The 19,504-nt window shown below is 59.8% G+C and carries 13 protein-coding genes and 1 pseudogene; 1 reads left to right on the top strand and 13 read right to left on the bottom strand.

Features of this window, described 5'->3' with window-relative positions; genetic code table 11:
• Positions 1-309 precede the first annotated feature (309 nt).
• From AC3ISG_RS11715 to AC3ISG_RS11655, 13 genes and pseudogenes are all read right to left on the bottom strand, one after another.
• The gene (locus AC3ISG_RS11715; RefSeq protein WP_489299345.1) at positions 310-570 is read right to left on the bottom strand and encodes an Imm32 family immunity protein; all 261 of its coding nucleotides are present in this window, start codon (positions 568-570) and stop codon (positions 310-312) included.
• A gap of 144 nt (positions 571-714) precedes the next feature.
• Positions 715-1,065 carry a hypothetical protein gene (locus tag AC3ISG_RS11710; protein WP_489299344.1) on the bottom strand — a complete coding sequence of 117 codons (351 nt, stop codon included), beginning with the start codon at positions 1,063-1,065 and terminating at the stop codon, positions 715-717.
• 4 nt (positions 1,066-1,069) lie between these two features.
• On the bottom strand, positions 1,070-1,375 hold the full coding sequence (locus AC3ISG_RS11705; protein WP_489299343.1) for a hypothetical protein: 306 nt from the start codon (positions 1,373-1,375) through the stop codon (positions 1,070-1,072).
• Positions 1,367-1,621: pseudogene (locus tag AC3ISG_RS11700) on the bottom strand (RHS repeat-associated core domain-containing protein); the annotation flags it as partial. The gene AC3ISG_RS11705 and the pseudogene AC3ISG_RS11700, both read right to left, overlap by 9 nt.
• A gap of 287 nt (positions 1,622-1,908) precedes the next feature.
• Positions 1,909-2,319 (bottom strand): hypothetical protein, encoded by a 411-nt coding sequence (locus AC3ISG_RS11695; protein WP_489299342.1) that lies wholly within the window; start codon positions 2,317-2,319, stop codon positions 1,909-1,911.
• Positions 2,316-6,971, bottom strand: coding sequence for an RHS repeat-associated core domain-containing protein (locus AC3ISG_RS11690; protein ID WP_489299340.1), 4,656 nt, complete (start codon positions 6,969-6,971; stop codon positions 2,316-2,318). The genes AC3ISG_RS11695 and AC3ISG_RS11690 overlap by 4 nt, the downstream gene beginning before the upstream one ends.
• Positions 6,968-9,802: a type VI secretion system Vgr family protein gene (locus AC3ISG_RS11685; RefSeq protein ID WP_489299338.1), complete on the bottom strand. Its 2,835-nt coding sequence runs from the start codon at positions 9,800-9,802 to the stop codon at positions 6,968-6,970. Before AC3ISG_RS11685 ends, AC3ISG_RS11690 begins: the two co-directional genes overlap by 4 nt.
• Positions 9,803-10,304: 502 nt before the next feature.
• The gene (locus AC3ISG_RS11680; protein WP_206079331.1) at positions 10,305-11,654 is read right to left on the bottom strand and encodes an amino acid permease; all 1,350 of its coding nucleotides are present in this window, start codon (positions 11,652-11,654) and stop codon (positions 10,305-10,307) included.
• 180 nt (positions 11,655-11,834) lie between these two features.
• A complete protein-coding gene (locus tag AC3ISG_RS11675) occupies positions 11,835-12,329 on the bottom strand; it encodes a CinA family protein (RefSeq protein WP_489299337.1) in 495 nt (164 codons plus the stop codon).
• A 218-nt stretch (positions 12,330-12,547) separates the two neighbouring features.
• The gene (locus tag AC3ISG_RS11670) at positions 12,548-14,311 is read right to left on the bottom strand and encodes an ABC transporter ATP-binding protein (RefSeq protein WP_489299336.1); all 1,764 of its coding nucleotides are present in this window, start codon (positions 14,309-14,311) and stop codon (positions 12,548-12,550) included.
• Complete coding sequence (locus tag AC3ISG_RS11665; RefSeq protein WP_489299335.1) at positions 14,301-15,509, bottom strand: beta-glucosidase; 1,209 nt, start codon at positions 15,507-15,509, stop codon at positions 14,301-14,303. The genes AC3ISG_RS11670 and AC3ISG_RS11665 overlap by 11 nt, the downstream gene beginning before the upstream one ends.
• The gene (glf, locus tag AC3ISG_RS11660; protein WP_489299334.1) at positions 15,506-16,693 is read right to left on the bottom strand and encodes a UDP-galactopyranose mutase; all 1,188 of its coding nucleotides are present in this window, start codon (positions 16,691-16,693) and stop codon (positions 15,506-15,508) included. Before glf ends, AC3ISG_RS11665 begins: the two co-directional genes overlap by 4 nt.
• A complete protein-coding gene (locus tag AC3ISG_RS11655) occupies positions 16,681-17,862 on the bottom strand; it encodes a glycosyltransferase family 1 protein (RefSeq protein ID WP_489299333.1) in 1,182 nt (393 codons plus the stop codon). Before AC3ISG_RS11655 ends, glf begins: the two co-directional genes overlap by 13 nt.
• A 313-nt stretch (positions 17,863-18,175) precedes the next feature.
• Between AC3ISG_RS11655 and galE the strand changes: the two genes are divergently transcribed.
• Positions 18,176-19,201: a UDP-glucose 4-epimerase GalE gene (gene galE, locus AC3ISG_RS11650; protein ID WP_489299332.1), complete on the top strand. Its 1,026-nt coding sequence runs from the start codon at positions 18,176-18,178 to the stop codon at positions 19,199-19,201.
• Positions 19,202-19,504: the final 303 nt, after the last annotated feature.

Here is a 19,504-nt window from a genome sequence, read left to right as displayed (position 1 = left end):
ACAGATACTTTCGTCTGCCAATACCAGCCTATACTCATTACTCATAATGTTTTTAACCTCTACGAACTAACTGTAGGTCAGTGAATATCGCTGAAGAAAGCCTTCCGCTTATTTACTACGATTGTTTGCGGTAAACTTACTGAGATCTAAGCCATTCAGCCATTTTTTCGGTAATGTATTTCAACAAATCCACCCCAGCCATGATAACGAACTCGCAGCCCATACCTTTATCGCTATACAAAACAAATGATCAACATCCTCATCGAGAACTATTCCGAAATAAAGGGATCCGTCCCCTTTAGCCATTGGCTAGCCTTTCGTAGGTTCCACAACTTCACGGTTCAGGGCGATGAAATCTACATGAGTTTCATGGGAAAATTTTTCAACTATGTCTTGGAGGTGGAGGTGCTCCAAGCCGAACTGTGCCATTCCGTCCGCCGCATTGATTAGAAAATTCCCTAAAGCTCTCATGGTTTCGGAATCCGCGATAATTGATATCTCATCAAGTTGAATATTTTTATTACTGCCAATGGCCGTGCCATGTACGGTAAAAGCCGTAAGATTTTTCATAGGCTGAATACCTGTGATCGAAGGTAATCTTTCTCTTTACGCGTCAAATCATCCACATCACCACGTGAACCGTGACTCTGTGAGCCGTCTCGGCTTACAAAAATTTCTTTCTTTCTAGATAAAGAGATCCGCCCCCTTTATCCTTCATTGAGATTTAATCCACTTACACATTTCTTGTTTTATCTCATCCAGCAAAGCCACTTTCCCTACCAAGACGAGTTCACAATTCATTTCTTTGTCATGATACGACACCAGCGTGTCGATATCCTCATCAAGCACTATTCTTAGGATTTGACCGTTACTCTCATTTCTCGCAGAGAATATTGGGTTGCCGTCTTGGCACGGCGTCCCATCCGAAAATTTTGTATTGCAGTACGGCACTTTAAATTTGCCGGTGTCCAGCCCGTACACCTGTCCCTCCGAACTAAATAACTCATATAAATGTCTTTCCAGTTCAACGTAGGACTGCGCGTTATCTAAATAGCTGTTGAACATATATTTACTCCACGAAAGCCTTACCGGTGACAACCTCAATGTCCACCCGTTCATGTTTGGTGTCTTTCGCCATAAACGAATGGTTGATATACGAATCTGCTCCGCCACATCTGCACGCATTATCAATGTACTTGATGGCCTTTTTGAAAGCGTCCTCCCTGGCAGCAAGATCTTTCTTGTTAAGTTTCTCCTTTAGCTCAGACAGCATTTGCTTGGACTCACTCGCGGTGAGGGGTTTATCTTGGTTCCAAGCAACCGACTCCTCAAGCTTTGCGCCTTGAGCCTGGATCCGACCACGATGGGCAGCCAACCCCAACGGATCCGTCCAGACCAGGGGATTCGGGGCGTATTGGTAAACATTAATGCCACCCTCATAACAAATCGGATCCTTACTGATAAATCGCCCGACCCTTGGATCGTAGTACCGATGCCGGTTGTAGTGCAGGCCGGTTTCGTGGTCGTGGTATTGGCCTTGGAATCTGGTCGGGTTGGTCAGGCCGACTTGCTGTGCGAATTCAGAGCGCTGTTCGGTTGCCTCGCCCCACGCTTTGTACTGAGTTAAAGGGGTCTGTCCCCTTTATCCTGTACAAAAGTGCATCCGTATTTACCGCCGGCTCTTCCGACAGCAACATAACTTCGAGCTCATCTATGCTATACCGCAGAGTGGTAGCGCTCATTTTTTTATCTTCCCTTTGCTCATTACCATACCGGCTTATTTGAATGCCGATTGGTGTTCGCTATGCAAATCGCACCAGCAACGTACGTGCCCATGAAATTCCTTGTCTCCATTTGAGTTAAAGGGGTCTGTCCCCTTATCCTCCCTGTCGAACCCGCTCGCCTTCTTTAGCCTGCTGACCTTTTCCTAGTTGCGTAGTTTCTTTTCGCAAGACGAGCAACGCCCTCATTGTCGTCCTGAATAAGCTGCTCAAGTATCGCGTCGGGAGTTTTTTTATTCGACGCGATTCCAATTCGCACCGAAGAATTTAAGTCTCGCGAAAGGCTTTCAAATAGAGCAAGCGATAGCTTCCTTTTTCTGGCAACGAACGGCCTGCTATCCGAGTCGACCGCACACAGCTCCTCCAGAATCTCCAATGGGATTGTTTTATTGTGAACAACCCACCTCAGATAGTCAGGATAGTTCTTGATCACTTCTCGCCAAACGGAACATGGAGCTTCTTCCATGGCCGCTCTATCGTACTCAGCTTTTATCTCGCTACTTCGTAGCGCCACAAATTCTTCAGCAGACGTGATCATTTCTTACCCCTACACTTCAAAGATTTGAAGTTGATCTGTTTTCCAGTTTCGCTTTTGTGTTTATCCATGTGATCCCCAAAGACGTCTGTGTCAGCTATCCATACGCCATGCTCATCGTAGACTTTCCAGGCGCTCTGCCCATGGCCAGTTTTATCCGTCGACCACCAGTTACCGGTATCTGGATCTTGGTAATATCTCGCATAACCCACCCCAGCGACATTACCTTCGCAAACCCGGTCATAGCGGTTCACCTCCCATTTGTTTCTGCATGCCCGTTTACAGTTTTGATTCGGCTTATCAGACGTAGGCTTTCGCCCAGGTCCAACGGTCGAACTTGCCAGTCCTAACGGATCGACCCAGCTGATGGAGTTCGGCCCGTATTGGTAGATGTTCAGTCCACCTAGATACCCAATCGGGTCTTCGCTGATGAAGCGTCCGACCCTTGGATCATAGTATCGATGCCGGTTGTAGTGCAGGCCGGTTTCGTGGTCGTGGTATTGGCCCTGGAAGCGGATGGGGTTGGTCAGGCCGATTTGTTGGGCGAACTCGGAGCGCTGTTCCTGCGCCGCGCCCCACGCTTTGTATTCGGCGCTCCAGGCGGTGTTGCCGTTCTGGTCGGTGATTTCCTGAGGGGTGCCGAGGTGGTCGCATTGGTACCAGGCGAGTGCATCAATCGGTAGCGCGACGGGTTTGTAGTTCCACAGCGGGTCTTCTTTGAAGTTGTAGCGACCTTCGTAAATCGGTTGGCTTACGAGGCGGATGGTTTCGTGGCGGATGGCTTGGGCGACCGGGACGAAGGTGCCGGGTTCGTGGATGTAGTGGACGGTTCGGCCTAACCCGCCTGCATAGGGCGGCGGGCTGCTTTCCCAGGCGAGGTTGTCGCCGTCCCAGCCGTACAGGGTGAAGCCGCAGCCGAGCTCGCGTTCCTTGCGGGCGTGTTCGTTTTCATTCCAGCCGGTGCCGGCTTCTGGGCGCGGGCGGTAGTGGGCTTTGGAAAGTTTGTAGAGGCGACGTCCGAGGGGGTCGTAGCCGAAGTCGACGGTGAGGCGCGGATCTCGGAAGTGCGCCAGACGATCGAAGAGGTCCCAGTGCAGTTCGCTGCGCAGTCCGTTGGTCCAGCGCGTTGTCTGGTTGCCGCGTTCGTCGTATTCGTAGTGGTTGCCTGCATAGTCGCGCAGCAGGTTGTCGACCAGCTTGTGGCGGACTGGCTTCGGATCTAAAGGGCGGCGGACGGGTACGGCGCTGTCATCGAGCAGGTTGCTGGCCGGGTCGAAGGCGAAGGTTTCCACGCCCAGGCGGCTGGTGGCGCTGAGCAGGCGGCTGACCGGGTCGTATTTATAAGCAAGGACCCCACGGCGGCTGTCGTTGATGTCGGTGAGTTGGCCCGCGGCATCGTAGGTGTAGGCGCGTCTGATAAGCGTGGTTTTGTCGTCTGCTCGGCCCACTAGTTGGGCTTGCAAGCGTCCCGCTGGGTCCCATTGCTGGGTTTGCAGCAGTTGATTTCCCTGATGACGGGCGACTTCGCGATGCAGATCATCGCGCTCGTAACTGAGCAGTTCGTGCTCGTCCAGCTTCAGGCCGAGCAGATGACCGCTGCCGTAGGTGAGCCAACTGACGCGATGGCCGTCCGGGCGAATGGTGTCGACGCGGTTGTTCAGCGCGTCGTACTCGTGCTGCCAGACCGCAACCAGTGGTTTATCCAGGTTCGAGTAATGCTGGTGCTCGCGCACTATATTGCCGGCGGGGTCATGGAACCATTGCAGCCGGCTTACGGCGTTGGTTGCCATCACCAGATGGCCATTGCCGTCGTAGGCAAAGGTTTCGCTCTGGGACTTTTCGCCGAGGGTGGCACGGCGTTCGGTCAGGCGGCCCATTGGGTCGAAGGTCAGTGCGATGGTGCGCTGGCCGTTAAGCGTCTGAGCGAGCCGTCCCGTTTCTGGATCGTACCGGTATTGAGTCGAGCGATTGTCGAAGCCGCGTTCTTCAAGCAGCCTGCCGACCGGGTCGTAATGAAAATGGGCGCGGCGTTCGTTTTCGTTTTCCAGCGCAACAAGACGACCGAGTTTGTCCCAGCGATAGCGCAGGGTTTGCTCGGCGGCGTCGACGCGTTCGGCGATAAAACCGGCAGCGGTGTAGCGCCAAGTCGTACAGCGTTCAAGGCCATCGGAATGGGCCAGCAAACGACCTTCAGCGTCGCGGCTAAAGCGTTCTTCGGTCTTGTCCGGGTGCCTGATCAGGACAAGCTGACCGGCTTTGTATTCGTACGTGGTGCTGTGCCCGGCCGGGTCGGTGAAGCGAATCATCTGGCCGCGTTCGTCGTACTCCCAAACACTGACCTTGCCCGAGCAGTCGGTGTACTTAACGATTTGTCCGGCGTCGTTGTAGGCCAACGCCTTTGTATTGCCGTTAGCGTCCTTGATTGCTGTAGGAAGGCCAAACGAGTTGTAGGCGTATTCGGTAACGTTCTCGAGCGGATCGATCGCCTCAATCAGATTTCCGCGATGGTCGTAGTCGCGCTTCCACAACCCGCCCTCGCCATCGCTGATCTTGATCAGATGGCTTTTGTCGTCGTAGGCGTAATTCATCACGCTGTGGTCAGCGCGTGTGTGCTCCGTCAGGTTGCTCAGCTTGTCGTAGCGATAGCGGTCCGTGCTGCCATCGGTGTGGACGTGGCGAATGATGTTTTTTGCGGCATCGCGGAAGAACCATTCGGAGCGGCCATCGGCATGACAAATGCGGTAGGTGTAACCCAGGCTGTCGTAGTAATGCCGGGTTTCATGACCCAAAGCGTCAGTGACGTAGGTCAGACGGATGTTTTCATCCCACGTCAATCGCGTATCAAAACTGCCGTCGTCAGCCCACTCACGCACAGCCTTCGCATCGGGACCTGTTCCCTGCCATTGCAAATTCAACCCACGATTTGTGCGGTCGATGTAGCGGGTAATCAGGTGGTTTTGATACTGGTAACGCCAGGCCGAGCCGTTCTCGTCTTGGGCCAGAACAAGGTCACCAAAATCGTCGTACTGATACGCACAGAGTTGGCGTTTAACGTCGCCGTCACGAACTTCCCAAAGGCCGGTCAGACGCCCCTGATCATCAATCAAAGTACCCAGGCGAAGATGGACTTTGTTTACGTCCTTTTCGGAGTAAGTCACTAACTCGGAGAGCACCAACTGCCCATCATGGCGATGCTCGTAATGCAGCATCACCCCGGCGCCATTAGGCAAAATCTTGTTGATCAGTACAAAACGATCACCCCGCCGAACATAGGTTTCCCTGTGCTCAAGCCCCCGCATCAGCGCCAACCGATCCTTGCTGAGGCGAATGACGGTCAGGTTCTCAATGGCGTTGAAGTGAAAGAGTTTTACCTTGGGAAGAGGAAATTCATGACTACGCCCATCGGAGTCATGAAACACCAAACCGTCGCCGAAGAGATCAAACCGCGTAGTAAACGGCGTGATCCAACGCGCACCAATGACATCATGATCGTAGGCATCAAGACTCGAACAATAGGTACGCGTCCACTCAATGGGAAACGGCCCCGGCAAACTGAAATCGGTGTGCCGCACCGACTCCGAACCCATCGCAAAACTAATACTGTTGGCCGTAGAGGCGCAGGCACAATTCTTGAGCTCGTTAGGTCGACCCTTGGCAGGCTTCTCGTGCTGAACAACTTCAAGCTTGCCTTCACCCGCCCTGCGCTTGGCCTGATTAACCACCCCTGGCTTGATGTTGAACGACTGACCATGCCCATTGCGCGCACGCCAACTGACGACCGCTCCCTCCAAGGTCACCAGCAACGCAGCGATAGAATGCTGAGCCCCGGGATCCGCAAGCCCCTTAATTTGCGTGCGAACCTGAGGAGCCAGGTCACGCAATAACTTGGCCTGCCTGCCCACCTCCTTTTTAACCGCTTCAGGCACAAGGTGTTCGACGGCGCTATTCACCGCACCCTTGCCCGCAGCAACGCAAACATCCGCAGCCGCCGCAAAAATATTGCCAATGGCTGCCTGAGGGTCGTAGGCCCAAAGATCGCCTGCGGCATGAACCAGCTGCTCCGCCTCTAGCAAATCACCCTTGGCGTTCAGCTCCGGGTTAACCAGCTTCTCCAGACCGGCAGCAATTTGGAGGAGCACGCCTTCGCCCAGCTTCCCGGCATCCTCAAGAATCCCGGGCAGCTTCCCCTGCGCCTGGGTCACGAAATCATCAAGGGTCCCGACGATGGTGGCATTGAGGTGCCCGATCAGAATCTCGATCAGCGCGTCACCCAGCACCATCTTGCCGGCCTGCCGCAACTCCTGACGCACCAGAAACAGCATCGGCCGCAGGCTCATCCGCGCCGCCGCCATGGTCGGCGTTGGCAAGACGCCAATCAAATTGATGCCCAAACTGACCCAATCCAGCGGATCGCGCTTCTCACTCGTCGCCAGCCGAACGATGTCATTCAGCGCATCGACCAGCGCCATGATGTTGCCCACCACAGGCAAAAACCCGGCAGCGCTCTTGATCCGTTCAAGGGAGACGACCCCGCCGCTGATGTCCTGCAGCCAGGCATCGACGTTCGCCGCACCAAGACCAACGTCTTCCAACTGGATCTGATCAAGTGGAACGATTGCCACCTGAGGCTCGCCCGCTCCCATATTCGCGCTCATGACAACTTCTCGCCGGCCAGCAAGTCCGGAGCCTCAAGCAGGCTCTCCAGCCCAGTTGGCGTCGGCAGGCTCGGGAGCTCCCCGCTTTTGATCACGTCACTCAGAACGCTCGCAACAAGAGGCGCGAGTGCGGTGGCCTGCGCCGGTAAACTCGCTCCGGCGCCCTGCACCGCCGCCAATCCGTGCTCAAGCACATCCCAGTTCTTGCTCGGCAATACCTCCGTGACTGCTGCCTCCAACTGCGCCGGAACGGCTCCCGCACTTGGCGGCGTCGCCGGCCATTCGGGCTTGCCGATGACGCTGCCATCCGTCCAGGTGTCTGCAGGGTCTTTGCCAAAGGCCACCCTTCCCGGCCCCGGTGCAGCACCGGAAACGGTCATGAAACCCTTGCCGTCCAGCGCCCCTGTGACCCGTTTACCCAAGGCATCGATCACCTCGTAACCGCCGCCCTGAATGCCTTGCTGGCCCGCGTACTGGTTGAACAACTCAAGGTCGCCCTCGCCCGGCTTTGGTGGCTCGGGGAACACGCCCGCCAGGTTTTGCGCCGAGGTGTAGGCAAAGTTGGCGGCGTGGGCGGTGTACGGCCCGGTGGTGACGTGGGTGATGCCGGCCGCGTTGTAGGTGGTGGCGCTGCCGCCGCCCTGGATCACCAGTTCGGTTTTCGCGGTGAGGGTGATGCGCTCGGCGTTGGCGGTGATGTTGAGTTTGGCCAGCAGGTTGATGCTGTCTTTCAGGGCCCGCACGTCGATGTCGCCGGACGCCGCGACCAGGCGCCAGCCAAGGCTTTGCACGAACAGGCGCATGCCCTGGCTGGCGCTGGCGAGCAGGCGTTTACCCACGGAAAAACTGGTGTGCCCCGTGCTGCTCAACGCCAGGTGCTCGCCGGTGGCGATGTGGCTTGAGCGCGGTGTGGTCAGCGCAATGCCCGCCGGGCTGGCGAGCACCAGATGCGCTTCGGTGAACTCGGGGAACTCGTTGCCACTTGCGTTGGCAGGGCCGCTGCCGAGCACGCCCTGATGCTGGGCGTGCAGGGCTTTGGCGACGTCATCCTGATCCCCAGGCTCCTGTGCCTGGGATTCCTTGGCTTGCACCGCAAAGCCGTCTTGCTGATCGGCGGCAGTGGCCAGGCGTTCGGCGGTTTCCGGCAGGTCCTTGTGGTGCTTCGATTCGTGGGGACGCGGCTCGGTGGTGATCAACAAGCCAGCGGCGGCCCGGACAGCGCCGTGGCGGTCGGTGCGCAGCTCGAAACCTTCGCCCCGGGGCTGGCCGCCGGCGGGCCGCGGATGGGTCAGGTAGCCGAGGTTGATGGCACTGGCGCCATGATCGCTGCGCAGCGCAATGCTGATCTCGCTGGTGGTGTCGTCGATGCGCAATTCGTTAGCGCGGCTGCCCTTGTACTCCTTGCTCTTGACCGTAGCCAGGGTCTTGAAATCGGGCAGTTTGTACGGCGGCAAGTGGGCGCCGTGGTACAGGCAACCGGTGATGAGGGGCTGGTCGGGGTCGCCTTCAAGGAAGGTGATCAGGACTTCCATGCCGACCCGCGGCAGATTGATCGCCCCGAAGTGCTGGCTGGCCCAGTTCGACGCCACGCGCATCCAGCAGCTGGACTTGTCGTTGTGCTGCCCTTCCCGGTCCCAGAAAAACTGCACCTTCACCCGGCCGTGCTGATCGCAGTAAATCTCTTCGCCTTCGGGCCCTGTGACCACGGCGGATTGTGTGCCCAGCACCTTCGGCTTCGGATGCTCCAGCGGTGGCCGGTAATGAACGTCCCACGGCGTGGCGCTGAAACGGTTGCGATAGCCTTGATGGAAATCGCTCTTCAGGTCAGTGACGTCGCTGGTGATGACTTCTTCCAGTACCTGCGGCTGCTTACCCTCGTGGAAGACCTCGGTCAGCAGCCACAGGTCGTTCCACAGTGGGTTGGCGTGTCCGGTCAGGGCGAGAAAATGACCACTGACCAGCCGTGGCTGGTCGCTGCTGCCTTCGGCCAGCCGGTAGTCACTGCGGTGGCGCTCGAGGGCGCGATTGGCCAGATGGCGGCCACGTTCCCGATCGGCGAAACGGCCGGGGTAGTCGTAATCTTCGAGGTCCGGGATGGCCACATTGTTGGCGCTGCCTTCCAGCTGGAACTTCGGCTTGGTGAAGTCGTAATCACGCCGCGTCGTGCGGCTGGTGCGGGTGTTCATGCGCAGGCCGAAGCGCTTGATCACCTGGACGTCGGCGACCAGTCCGGTGTCCTGCTGATACAGCACCGGCGCCAGTTTCGGAAACACCGTCTGGTCGTCGCCGAACACCAACAGATGGCCCTTGGCGCTGTGCTGGAAATGAAAGTGAATGCCTTCCTCTTCGCACAAACGCTGGATGAAATGCAGGTCGGATTCGTCGTACTGCACGCAATAGACGCGCTCGGGATAGGTCGCGCCGAGCTGGAACCGGTAGTCGATGGAGAGGATGCCGTGCTCTTCCAGAATCTGGCTGATCATCTGCTGCACCGTCATCTGCTGGAAAATGCGCTGGTTGATCCGGTGGGCCAGGTACGCCAGCTGCGGCCGCAGGGAAATCCGGTAGCGAGTCAGGCGCTTGCCGGCATCACCCTGGGCGATGCTGTAGGCCAGCCCGTGGACCCCGGTGCCGTCTTCGGCCAGTTGCAGAAAGGTCTGCCCGTGCAGCAGGCTTTCAAGATCCAGCACGGCCTTTTCACTGACCAGCTCCACCTCGAATTCGAACGGTTGGTTGAGGCGCTCTCGGCCGGTGAAGGACAGCACTTGGAACAGCGTGTCCTGCCCATTGAGGGTCAGGCTGAATGAGGCTTGGTTGGCCGGTGCGAACATCCCGTGTTCCTTATGCGCTGTTGCGGCAGACGTCGATGCCAAGGGGGCAATCAACGACTGCAAATGCGTGGAAGGACAGCGAACCGCCTTGCCGTTGCCGGCGTCGACGGCGCTCTCCGCGTTCCGGAAATCGCGAGTGATCGGGTGTATTCGCGTTTCCAGAGGACGACGGAGATATCAAGGGGCGTGCCAGCGCGGGCGTAGCCCTTATGTCACGAGGGTTTGCGGTAAATGCTTAAGGGGATCAGGGGGTGATTCGGTGAGGAATCCGGGGAAATGTGCGCAAGAAGTTGCGCACCTCTGCGCAACTTCTTGCGCACTGCTCTGCAGGCCTCCAAATACGCGGCCTGCAGGGCGATGGTCAGGCTTTTTTTGCGCATGGACTGCGCAACTTTTTGCGCATGATGGCGATGGGGAATTACAGAGTTGTGAGCACGCGCACCGGCCGCTCAAGCGGCTGACCAGGATCGGCGGCATTGCACCGCCGATCTTCAGGACTGGATCAATACTCGGCGTCGGCATCCGCCAGATGGGTGTTGAATGCTGGCCGCGTGCCGCCTACGCGGGCCAGGAAGTACAGCGCCACCCCCACCAGCATAAGTGCCCCGGCACGCAGCCAGGTTTCGGCACTCTGCTGCGTCAGGAGGATCAGGCACGACACGATCGCCAATACCGGCACCCAAGTCGGCACGCGGAAGTGGTCAACGTCGACCACGTCTCGACGCAACACCAGCACCGCCAGATTGGTGCTCATGAACACAAACAACAGCAGCAGGACCACGGTCTCCGCCAAGGTTGCCAATGAGCCGGTGAGGGTCAGGATGATCGCGACCACTGTCGTCGCTACAATGGCCACCCACGGCGTCCGTCGTTCCGGCAGCACGTTCGACAGCGCGTGGGGCAGCAGGCCCTGGCGCGACATGCCATAGGCCAGGCGGCTGGACATGATCATGGTCAGCAGCGCGCCATTGGCCACGGCCACCAGCGCAATAAAGGCGAACAGCCGAGGCGGAATCCCGAGATTCGACGCCTTGACCACTTCCAGCAGCGGTGCCGACGAATGCACCAGTTGCTCAATGGGCATAACGGTGGCGGCCGCGACGCCGACACCCATGTAGATCGCCCCGGCAATCAACAGCGCACCGAACAACGCGCGGGGATAGACGGTGCGCACGTTGCGCACCTCCTCCGCCAGATTGGCCGAGGTCTCGAAGCCGACGAACGAGTAGAACGCCAGCAACGCCGCCCCGAGCACGGCAAACGCGGGGTTGACCCCCTCCTTGAATTGCACGGCGCGGGACAGATCCGCGTCGCCGGAGCGGAAGAACCAAATGGCCGCGACGATGACCAGGAGCAGGCCCGACACTTCGATCACCGTCATCACCAGGTTGGCGGACAATGACTCCTTGATGCCACGTGCGTTGAGCAAGGCGATGACCACCAGGAAGATCAACGCGACAACGTGAGCCGGCAGATCGATAAAGGGCGCCATGTAGTCGCCGGCAAACGCGAGGGACAAGCCGGCTGCACTGGTCACGCCTGCCGCCAGCATGCAGAAGCCCACCAGAAACGAGATCAATGGCGACTTGAAGGCTTTGCCGGCAAACACCGCTGACGCACCGGCGTGGGGGTATTTGGTGACGAGTTCGGCATAGGAACCTGCGGTGAGCATGGCAAAGCACAGCGCAATGAGGAGCGGCACCCAGATCGCGCCGCCCACTTCACCGGCAATCGTACCGGCCAACGCGTAAACCCCGGCACCGAGGACGTCGCCAAGGATGAACAGCAGCAGCATCGGGCCAGTGACGGCGCGCTTCAGTGACCTGCTTGGCGGGTGTGGAGGTGTGCTCATAGGGTCGCTCCGCTGTGCTGCGATAGTAAAGGAATGATTTTAAGGCTGACCCGTTGAGCACGGGGAAGTTGTGGCAGGGCGATACGGCGACGATGAGTGGTGATCTCCAAGGCCGACGTTCAAGCGCCGCCCAATGCGTTCACGCCCGACGCGCCCCCCCACCGCTGAGCTTCGGTCCATCTAACGCGGGGTTTCGACCAATCGCTGGTGACGGAGCGGGATCTGCTCAAGCGCGTACACCGCGGCCTGATGTTGCACCGACGCCCGATCTCCCGAAAACCGACGCTGCTCGCTGCAGACCCGCAGTTCCCCGTGATGCAGGAATCCCCAGGCAAAACACACCGTGCCGGCAGGAATGCCGTCCATGTCATCAGGCCCGCACACGCCCGTCGTCGCGACCGCGACATTGGCCGGGCTGTCGCGCAATGCGCCGACGGCCATCTCCTCGGCGACTTCAACGCTGGTGAGGTTGCATCGCTCGATGGTGTCAGGGCTCACATGAAGCAAACGCTGCTTGGCTTCGGGCGAATACACCACATAGCCGCACTCGACCAGCGAGCCGCTGCCCGGCACTTTCGCCAGCAGCGCCATGATCATCCCCGCAGTACAGGACTCGGCTGTGGCCAGCAAGAGCGCATGCTCCCGGAGATAGTCCAGAACGGATTCGGCAGACATCGTTAACCTCCCCCTGTCACGGCGGTATTGCCTTGCGGATTCAGACATCTGGAACCTGACCGCCGGTGCAGCGTTGCGATTGCGTGACGATCTGGAGATGAAAGGCAGTGGCCCACCTTAAACCGGCCAGTTCGGGGCGGCCCGGCACCTTCGCAGCAGATTTTCCAGAAGCGGCCTGCCGGCATCCGCCTCATCACCATGAGCTACTCGAACCCGCATCAGCGCTGCGGCGCCATGCTCTGCAGCTGCCACAGCGTGCGAAACTGACCCGGCGCCTCCCGCAGTGCTCGTGGCGGGCCGTCCTGAATCAGCTGCCCGCCTTCCAGAACCAGTACCCGGTCAAAACCGGCAATCGTCGACAACCGATGTGCCACCGCCAGCACCGTGCGCCCGCGCATCAGGTCGGCCAGAGCCCGCTGGATGATCGCTTCGGAATCGGAGTCCAGCGCCGAGGTGGCTTCGTCAAGAATCAGGATAGGTGCGTCCTTCAGAAACGCGCGCGCCAGGCCAAGGCGCTGCCGTTGTCCACCCGACAACATGACACCGCGCTCCCCTACTTGCGTGCGGTAACCCTGGGGCAGTGCGCGGATGAATTCATCGCAATAGGCCTGGCGCGCAGCGGCGACGATTTGCTCCTCGCTGGCGTCGGGCAGGCCATAACCAATGTTTTCCAGCACGGTGCGGTTGAACAGCGCCGGCTCTTGCGGAACCACCGCAATTTGCCGACGCAGGCTGTCCTGGCTGACCGAGCGGATGTCGCGTCCGTCGATGAGGATCGCGCCGTTGCCCACATCGTCAAGACGCTGCAGCAGGCTGATCAGCGTGGACTTTCCAGATCCAGACGCACCGACGATGCCGACGCTCTGCCCGGCAGGAATGTCCACGCCCAAGTGATTGAATACCTGCACGCCGCCGGGGTATGTGTAGCCGACGTCCACAAGTTGAATATGCCCACGGGGTGGCGCCAGTTCCTCGGGAGCATCGCTGAGCGCATGGGGCTGGGCGATGATGTTCAGGGTTTCGGCGATCACGCCCATTTGCTGCGATGTGTCCACCAGCGCCAGGGCCAGGTCCCGCGATCCGTGCAGAATACGGAATGTCAGGGCGCTGACCATCACCACATCGCCGGGTGTGATCTGCGCATCCAGCCATAACGAAATCGCCCAACCGAGCATGGCGCCCGCCATGATCGACAGGCAGATGTCGTGCAGCACCCGTGCTTTTTCCAGGTAGATCCAGCTGCGCCGTTGCGCCCGGACTTCCACGCCGATTTCCCGCTCCAGCCGGGCGCGCTCGCGATCCCGTCCCGAGAACGCCTTGATGGTCCAGACATTGGACACCAGGTCGACGATCTCACCGCCCACCCGCGCCGATTGCGAAGCGAAATCGATGTGCCGCGTCCGCCCGCGAATGCCGATCACGGTGATCAGCGCAGCGACCATGAACACGCAGACAATCAGTGCGAAGGCCATCGACAAGCGCACGGTGCACAGCACAATCACCGCGCCGACGAAATCCACGCAGGGCGGGATGATCTTCCACGCCAAGCCGCCGTAGATCGAGCCCGCCGCCGCACCCGCCGAAGACACCCGGTTGGCCAGTGCTCCGGCAAAATGCTGGGTGAAGTAACGCATGGGGTGGCCGGTCAGGTGAGTGAACAGGTCAATGCGCAAATCCGCGCAACTGCCTACCACGGTGCGACAGCCCAGCCAGCCACCGAGGCGCCAGAACACGTTCTCCATGACGATCAGGGCAATAAAAAGGGTGAACGGCCGCCAGACATGCGCGACGTGTTCCCTGCCGGCAGCCATGGCGTCGACCAGCAGCTTCATGCCGTACTGCACCGCCACCGCGCATCCGGCAGCGCCCACGACCAGCAACAGCATGATGAAGAAATGCCACGGCCGAACCCGAACGTAACGCCAGAGAAAGGCGATGGGCGTCAACGGCAGCGGCTGCCGGCGCCAGTGGTCATTTTTCATGGGCGAGTCCGGCGGATTCCCGAATCGAGGTGCGCTGGGCACGGACCATCATGTGTTGCTGCAGCGCCTGTGCCTGTAGATGCATCGGGTGGAAAGGTGCCCGATTGCCTTCGCCGTCGGGATAACCGAACAAGCCGGTCGGGCAGTAGCGACCGTCGTCCCACCCGGGATAATCGAGAAACGGATACCAGCACACGCCCTCCATGGGCACGCCCCGGTCCAGCGCCAATAAAGACTGCTCTACGACGTAGTTGAACCATGGCACCCGCTCTTCGTCTTCACACCCGGTCTCCGAGAGCAGAACGGGGCGCTGGTAACGGTGGTGCAACTCCTTGAGCATGCCGGCCAGAGGGCGATAATCCGGGCTGCCACGCGGGATCATGCCGCCGCCGAACACCCACTGGTTATGCGGGTAAAAATTGGCACCAAGGATGTCCAGGTACTTCTCGTGCCCGCCCAGTCCCGGCCATTGCCGCCCGGTGAGCATGTCCCACGCCTCGAACTGCGCCATCCGATGGCGTTCAGCGTTTTCATGGTCCTCCCCGCGCTTCGAACCGGAGACCACGTGAATCACCGGATCGCACTGAATGAATCGCGCGGAGGGGATCACATCCCGCACCGCCTCGATGGCGGCGATGCTCGCCCTCACCAACTGGTGTTTGAGTTCAAGGCCCCGCCCATGGGCGCCCGGGTTGAAGTATCCGACGTCGCCCCCTGCCCAGCTCCAGAACGACATCTCGTTGATCGGCGCATAGAACGGAATCTCTGCGCCCTCCTCCCGCATCAGCGCTGCGGCAGCACCGGCGAAACGCGCGAAACGGTCGACGAACTCGGGGCGCCAGATATCCAGATCGTCCGGATAGCCGTAATGGCAAAGGTCCCAGATGACCTGAATGCCTCGCTCCCGCTCCGCTCGCAACATCGGCAGAAAACTGCTCCAGTCGTAGTGCCCTGGCCGCGATTCGATCAGGTGCCAGCGCAGGCCGTCGCGGGCGCAACCGATCCCCAGGCCGGCGAGCTGCGCATAGTCGTTGGAAGCCCAGCGCGCATGACCGGTTGCGTCGGCGAGGTCCAGACGCTTGCCGTCGCGACGGCGCTGGCTCGAGCACTCGTAACCCGCCATCAGAAAACTCTTGAACAGTGCCGCATTGCCGTCAGCGCCGTGGGTGCCATCCCAACGGCGCTGAGGGGCGGTCATGACGCTTGCGCTCCGACGGCCTCGGCTGTCACGGCGTGGCCCTCTTCGATGCGCTGGTACAACGCCAACGCCTGACCGACCACCTGATCCATGTTGTAGTACTTGTAGGTGCCCAGCCGTCCGAGGAAGGTGACGTTCGCCGTTTCGTCCGCCAGCGCCTTGTAGCGCTTGTACAGCTCGGCGTTCTCCGGGCGCGGCACCGGGTAGTACGGATCGCCGTCATTGCAGGGAAACTCGTAGCTGATGCTGGTCAGCGGATGGGTCTGGCCGGTCAGGTGCTTGTACTCGGTAATGCGGGTGTAGGGCACGCTCTGGTCAGGGAAATTGACCACCGCCACCGGCTGGTATTCGGCTTGCTGCACGGTCTCGTGCTGGAAGCGCAGCGAGCGGTACGGCAAATGGCCGAAGCGGAACTCGTAGTACTCGTCGATCGGCCCGCAGTAAATCAGGTGACCGTGAGCAATCGACTCGCGCACGGCCTTGAAATCGGTGTCCAGCAGGATGTCGATGTTCGGGTGATCGAGCATCTGTTCGAACATCCGCGTGTAGCCATCGCGGGGCATCATCTGGAAGGCGTCGGTGAAGTAGCGATCGTCTTCATTGGTGCGGGTGGGAATGCGCGACGTCACTGACTTGTCCAGATCGCTCGGGTCCAGGCCCCACTGTTTGCGCGTATAGCCCTGGAAGAACTTCTCGTACAGCTCACGACCTACCTGATTGATGACCACGTCTTCCGAAGTACGAATGGCCGATACCGGCTCGGCACGTTCGGCGAGAAACACCTCGGCCTCTTCCGGCGTCATCGACAATCCGTACAACGTGTTGAGGGTGGTCAGGTTGATCGGAATCGGCACCAAATGCTCATCGACCTGAGCCAGCACGCGGTGCTCATACGGGCGCCACGCGGTGAACTGCGAGAGGTAGTCAACGATGCGCTGAGCGTTGGTGTGAAAGATGTGCGGGCCATAGCGATGGACCATGACCCCGGCGGCATCAAGATGGTCGTAGGCGTTGCCGCCGATGTGTTCGCGGCGATCTATCAGCAAGACCTTTTTGCCCAACCCTGCGGCGAGGCGCTCGGCGATCACACTGCCGGCAAAACCGGCGCCGACGATGAGGTAGTCATAACCGCCTTTCAATGAGGACGACGCATTGATGGCCTGTTCAAGGGTTACCTGAGGCATTCGATCTGCTCCTTCATGAAGCGGCTGGTGGTGTCCCACGACATGCCGTCGAGGGCGGCGTCGGCGCTCTGCAGAAATTCCGCCGAGCCCTTCAGGCCCAGGGCAGCATCGATGGCGGCGACGAACGCACCGGCAGTGTCGGCGATGGTCACGGCGCCGCTCTGACCGTAGCCGCGGATGACGTCATGAATCGGCGTCGACACCACCGGGCAGCCCCCCGCCAGATACTCTGGCGTCTTGGTCGGGCTGATGAACCGCGTGGATTCATTGATCGCGAACGGCATCAATGCGACGTCCCAGCCGGCCAGGTACGCCGGCAGCTCGTCGTAGCTTTTGCCGCCGAGGTAGTGAATGTTGGGCAGCTGCGGCAACGTTGCCGGATCGATTTTCACCACCGGCCCGATCAGCACGATCTGCCAGTCAGGACGCAGGGTGGCGAGCTTCTCGACCAGCTCGATATCGAAGCGCTCGTCAATGACGCCAAAAAAGCCCATGCGAGGATGGGCAATGCCGGCCTGATCGCCAGGATCGGCAAGGCCATCGCGGGCAGCGGCGAAGTGCGCGATGTCGACACTGCTCGGCACCGGGTGGGCGTTGTCGTGTTGCCGCTGCTTGACCTCCCACAGGCTGTAGCCGCCGGTGAACACCACGTCGGCACGGGCCATCAGCTCGCGTTCCATGTCGACCAGTCGCACTGGCGCACCGCGGAACGCCGAAAGCTCGTCCATGCAGTCGAAGATCGTCACGTTGCCTTTCAGATGATCGGTGAACGCCAGGCTCATGGGCGTCAGGTACCACAGCAACAGCTCCGCGTCGCCCCGCGCCAGCAGCCTCTCGTCCAGCAGTTGACGCTGGGCCTCGACAATCTGTTCTTCGCTCAGACCGTGGGCCAGTCGCGGCACGATGACTTCAATGCCCGGTGCCGGCTGCGAGTGATCCAGACGTGGCGTAGCGCGGTCTTCAGCAAGGTCTTCAAACACCGGCTCTTCAAAAAAGATCACGTCGTAATCGCGGGCCAGACGCGACATCACATGCTGAGGCCGCTGATAAACGAAGCCCCATCGCAGGTGCGAAAGGCACAACAGCGTCGGGCGCGTTCGCTGGGTGGGCTGCAGCGGATTGTCGATGGCGACGGCGGATAACGAGTCGGGCTGTTCGGCAAGATTCATGGCGACTTCCTTTCTGAAAGGGGCTGGCTGAAGGCCTTGACTTCCTTGGCTTCAACATCGAAGAGCGCGCGGCAGTGAGTGACTGATTGCGCGACTCATGAAGCTTGGAAGGCGGCGCCGCTTCGGCCGTTCAGCGAAGCCGCGCGATTACCGATGAACAGCATGTACCGGTGGTTCATCGTGTTTGAACTCCGCGCGGTGGGTGTGCCCATAACCTGGACAGACACAGGTTTGCGTCGGCTGATTTCAGCCCGCCATGCCCATCGCAGGATGCCCGGCCACATGTCGCCGGGGTGCGTTCGAGGGATTGCAGATGATTTTGATAACCGGCGGTGCAGGCTACATCGGCGCACACGTGGCGCTGGAATTGATGAACCAGGGCGATGACGTGTTGATCCTGGATAATCTTTGCAACAGCTACCGCTCGACCCTTGATCGCATCGCCACCCTGACGGCCCGCCGCCCCGGATTCGTGCTCGGCGACGTGCGCCATCGCGCCCTGCTCGACACGATTTTTGCCGATTACCCCATCGAAGCCGTTATCCACTGCGCTGGCTTGAAAGCGGTGGGTGAGAGCGTCCGCGAGCCGCTGCGTTATTACGACACCAACGTCGGCGGCACTGTGACGCTGTGTCAGGCCATGGCCCACGCCGGGGTGTTCACGCTGTTGTTCAGTTCATCAGCGACGGTGTACGGGGATTGCTTGACGATGCCCATCGACGAGACCTGCGCCACCGGGCAGCCGACCAATCCGTATGGTCAGTCCAAGTTGATGGCCGAGAATGTGATGAAGAGCATGGTCTGTTCGGACGAGCGCTGGTCGGTGGGTTTGCTGCGCTATTTCAATCCGATCGGCGCGCATAGGTCGGGGTTGCTGGGCGAGGCGCCTACCAGTACGCCGAATAATCTGTTGCCGTATTTGTTGCAGGTGGCCAGCGGGCAGCGCGCGGCACTGAGTGTGTTCGGGCGCGACTATGAGACGCCGGACGGTACGGGGGTGCGTGATTACATTCATGTGGTGGATCTGGCCGAGGGGCACGTGAAGGCGCTGGATGCGCTGCGCCATCAGCACGGTGTGCATGTCTGGAACCTGGGCACGGGGCTGGGCTATTCGGTGCTGGAGGTGGTGCGGGCGTTCGAGAAGGTCTCGGGGATTTCGGTGCCGCTGGTGTTTGAGGGACGCCGCGCCGGGGACATTGCGCGGTGCTGGGCGGATCCTGAGAAAGCGCTGAGCGAGTTGGGCTGGAGCGCGCGGCGATCACTGGAGCGGATGTTGGCGGATGCCTGGCGGTGGGAGTGCCATTTGCACGAGGCCGAAGCGGTGCCGCTCGTTAGCTGACGCTTTGGGTCAAGATCAAGAGCGTCGGCAAACCAGGAGCAAGAGCGTCGGCCTAACGGCCTCGGGTTTCGCCTTCGGCGAGTTACTTGGAAAAGCACCCCAAGTAACCAAGGGTGCTTGCTCCTGGTTGGGCCCTTCGTTCCTCAGGGTTCCTTCACTTCGGTCTCGCTCCGTGGGCCCGCGCCGAACGGGCATCCATGCCCTGACGGCGCTCTCGCCGCATCCATGCGGCTCGGCCCACTCCGCGAGACCTGCGTTCAGCCTGCACCAAAGTCGCGATTGGCGGTGACTGGACCTTCTGTG

Source organism: Pseudomonas sp. GL_135 (genome assembly GCF_057834665.1).
Note: the sequence above shows the minus strand (reverse complement) of the source record. Positions and strands in the feature narration are given on the sequence as shown.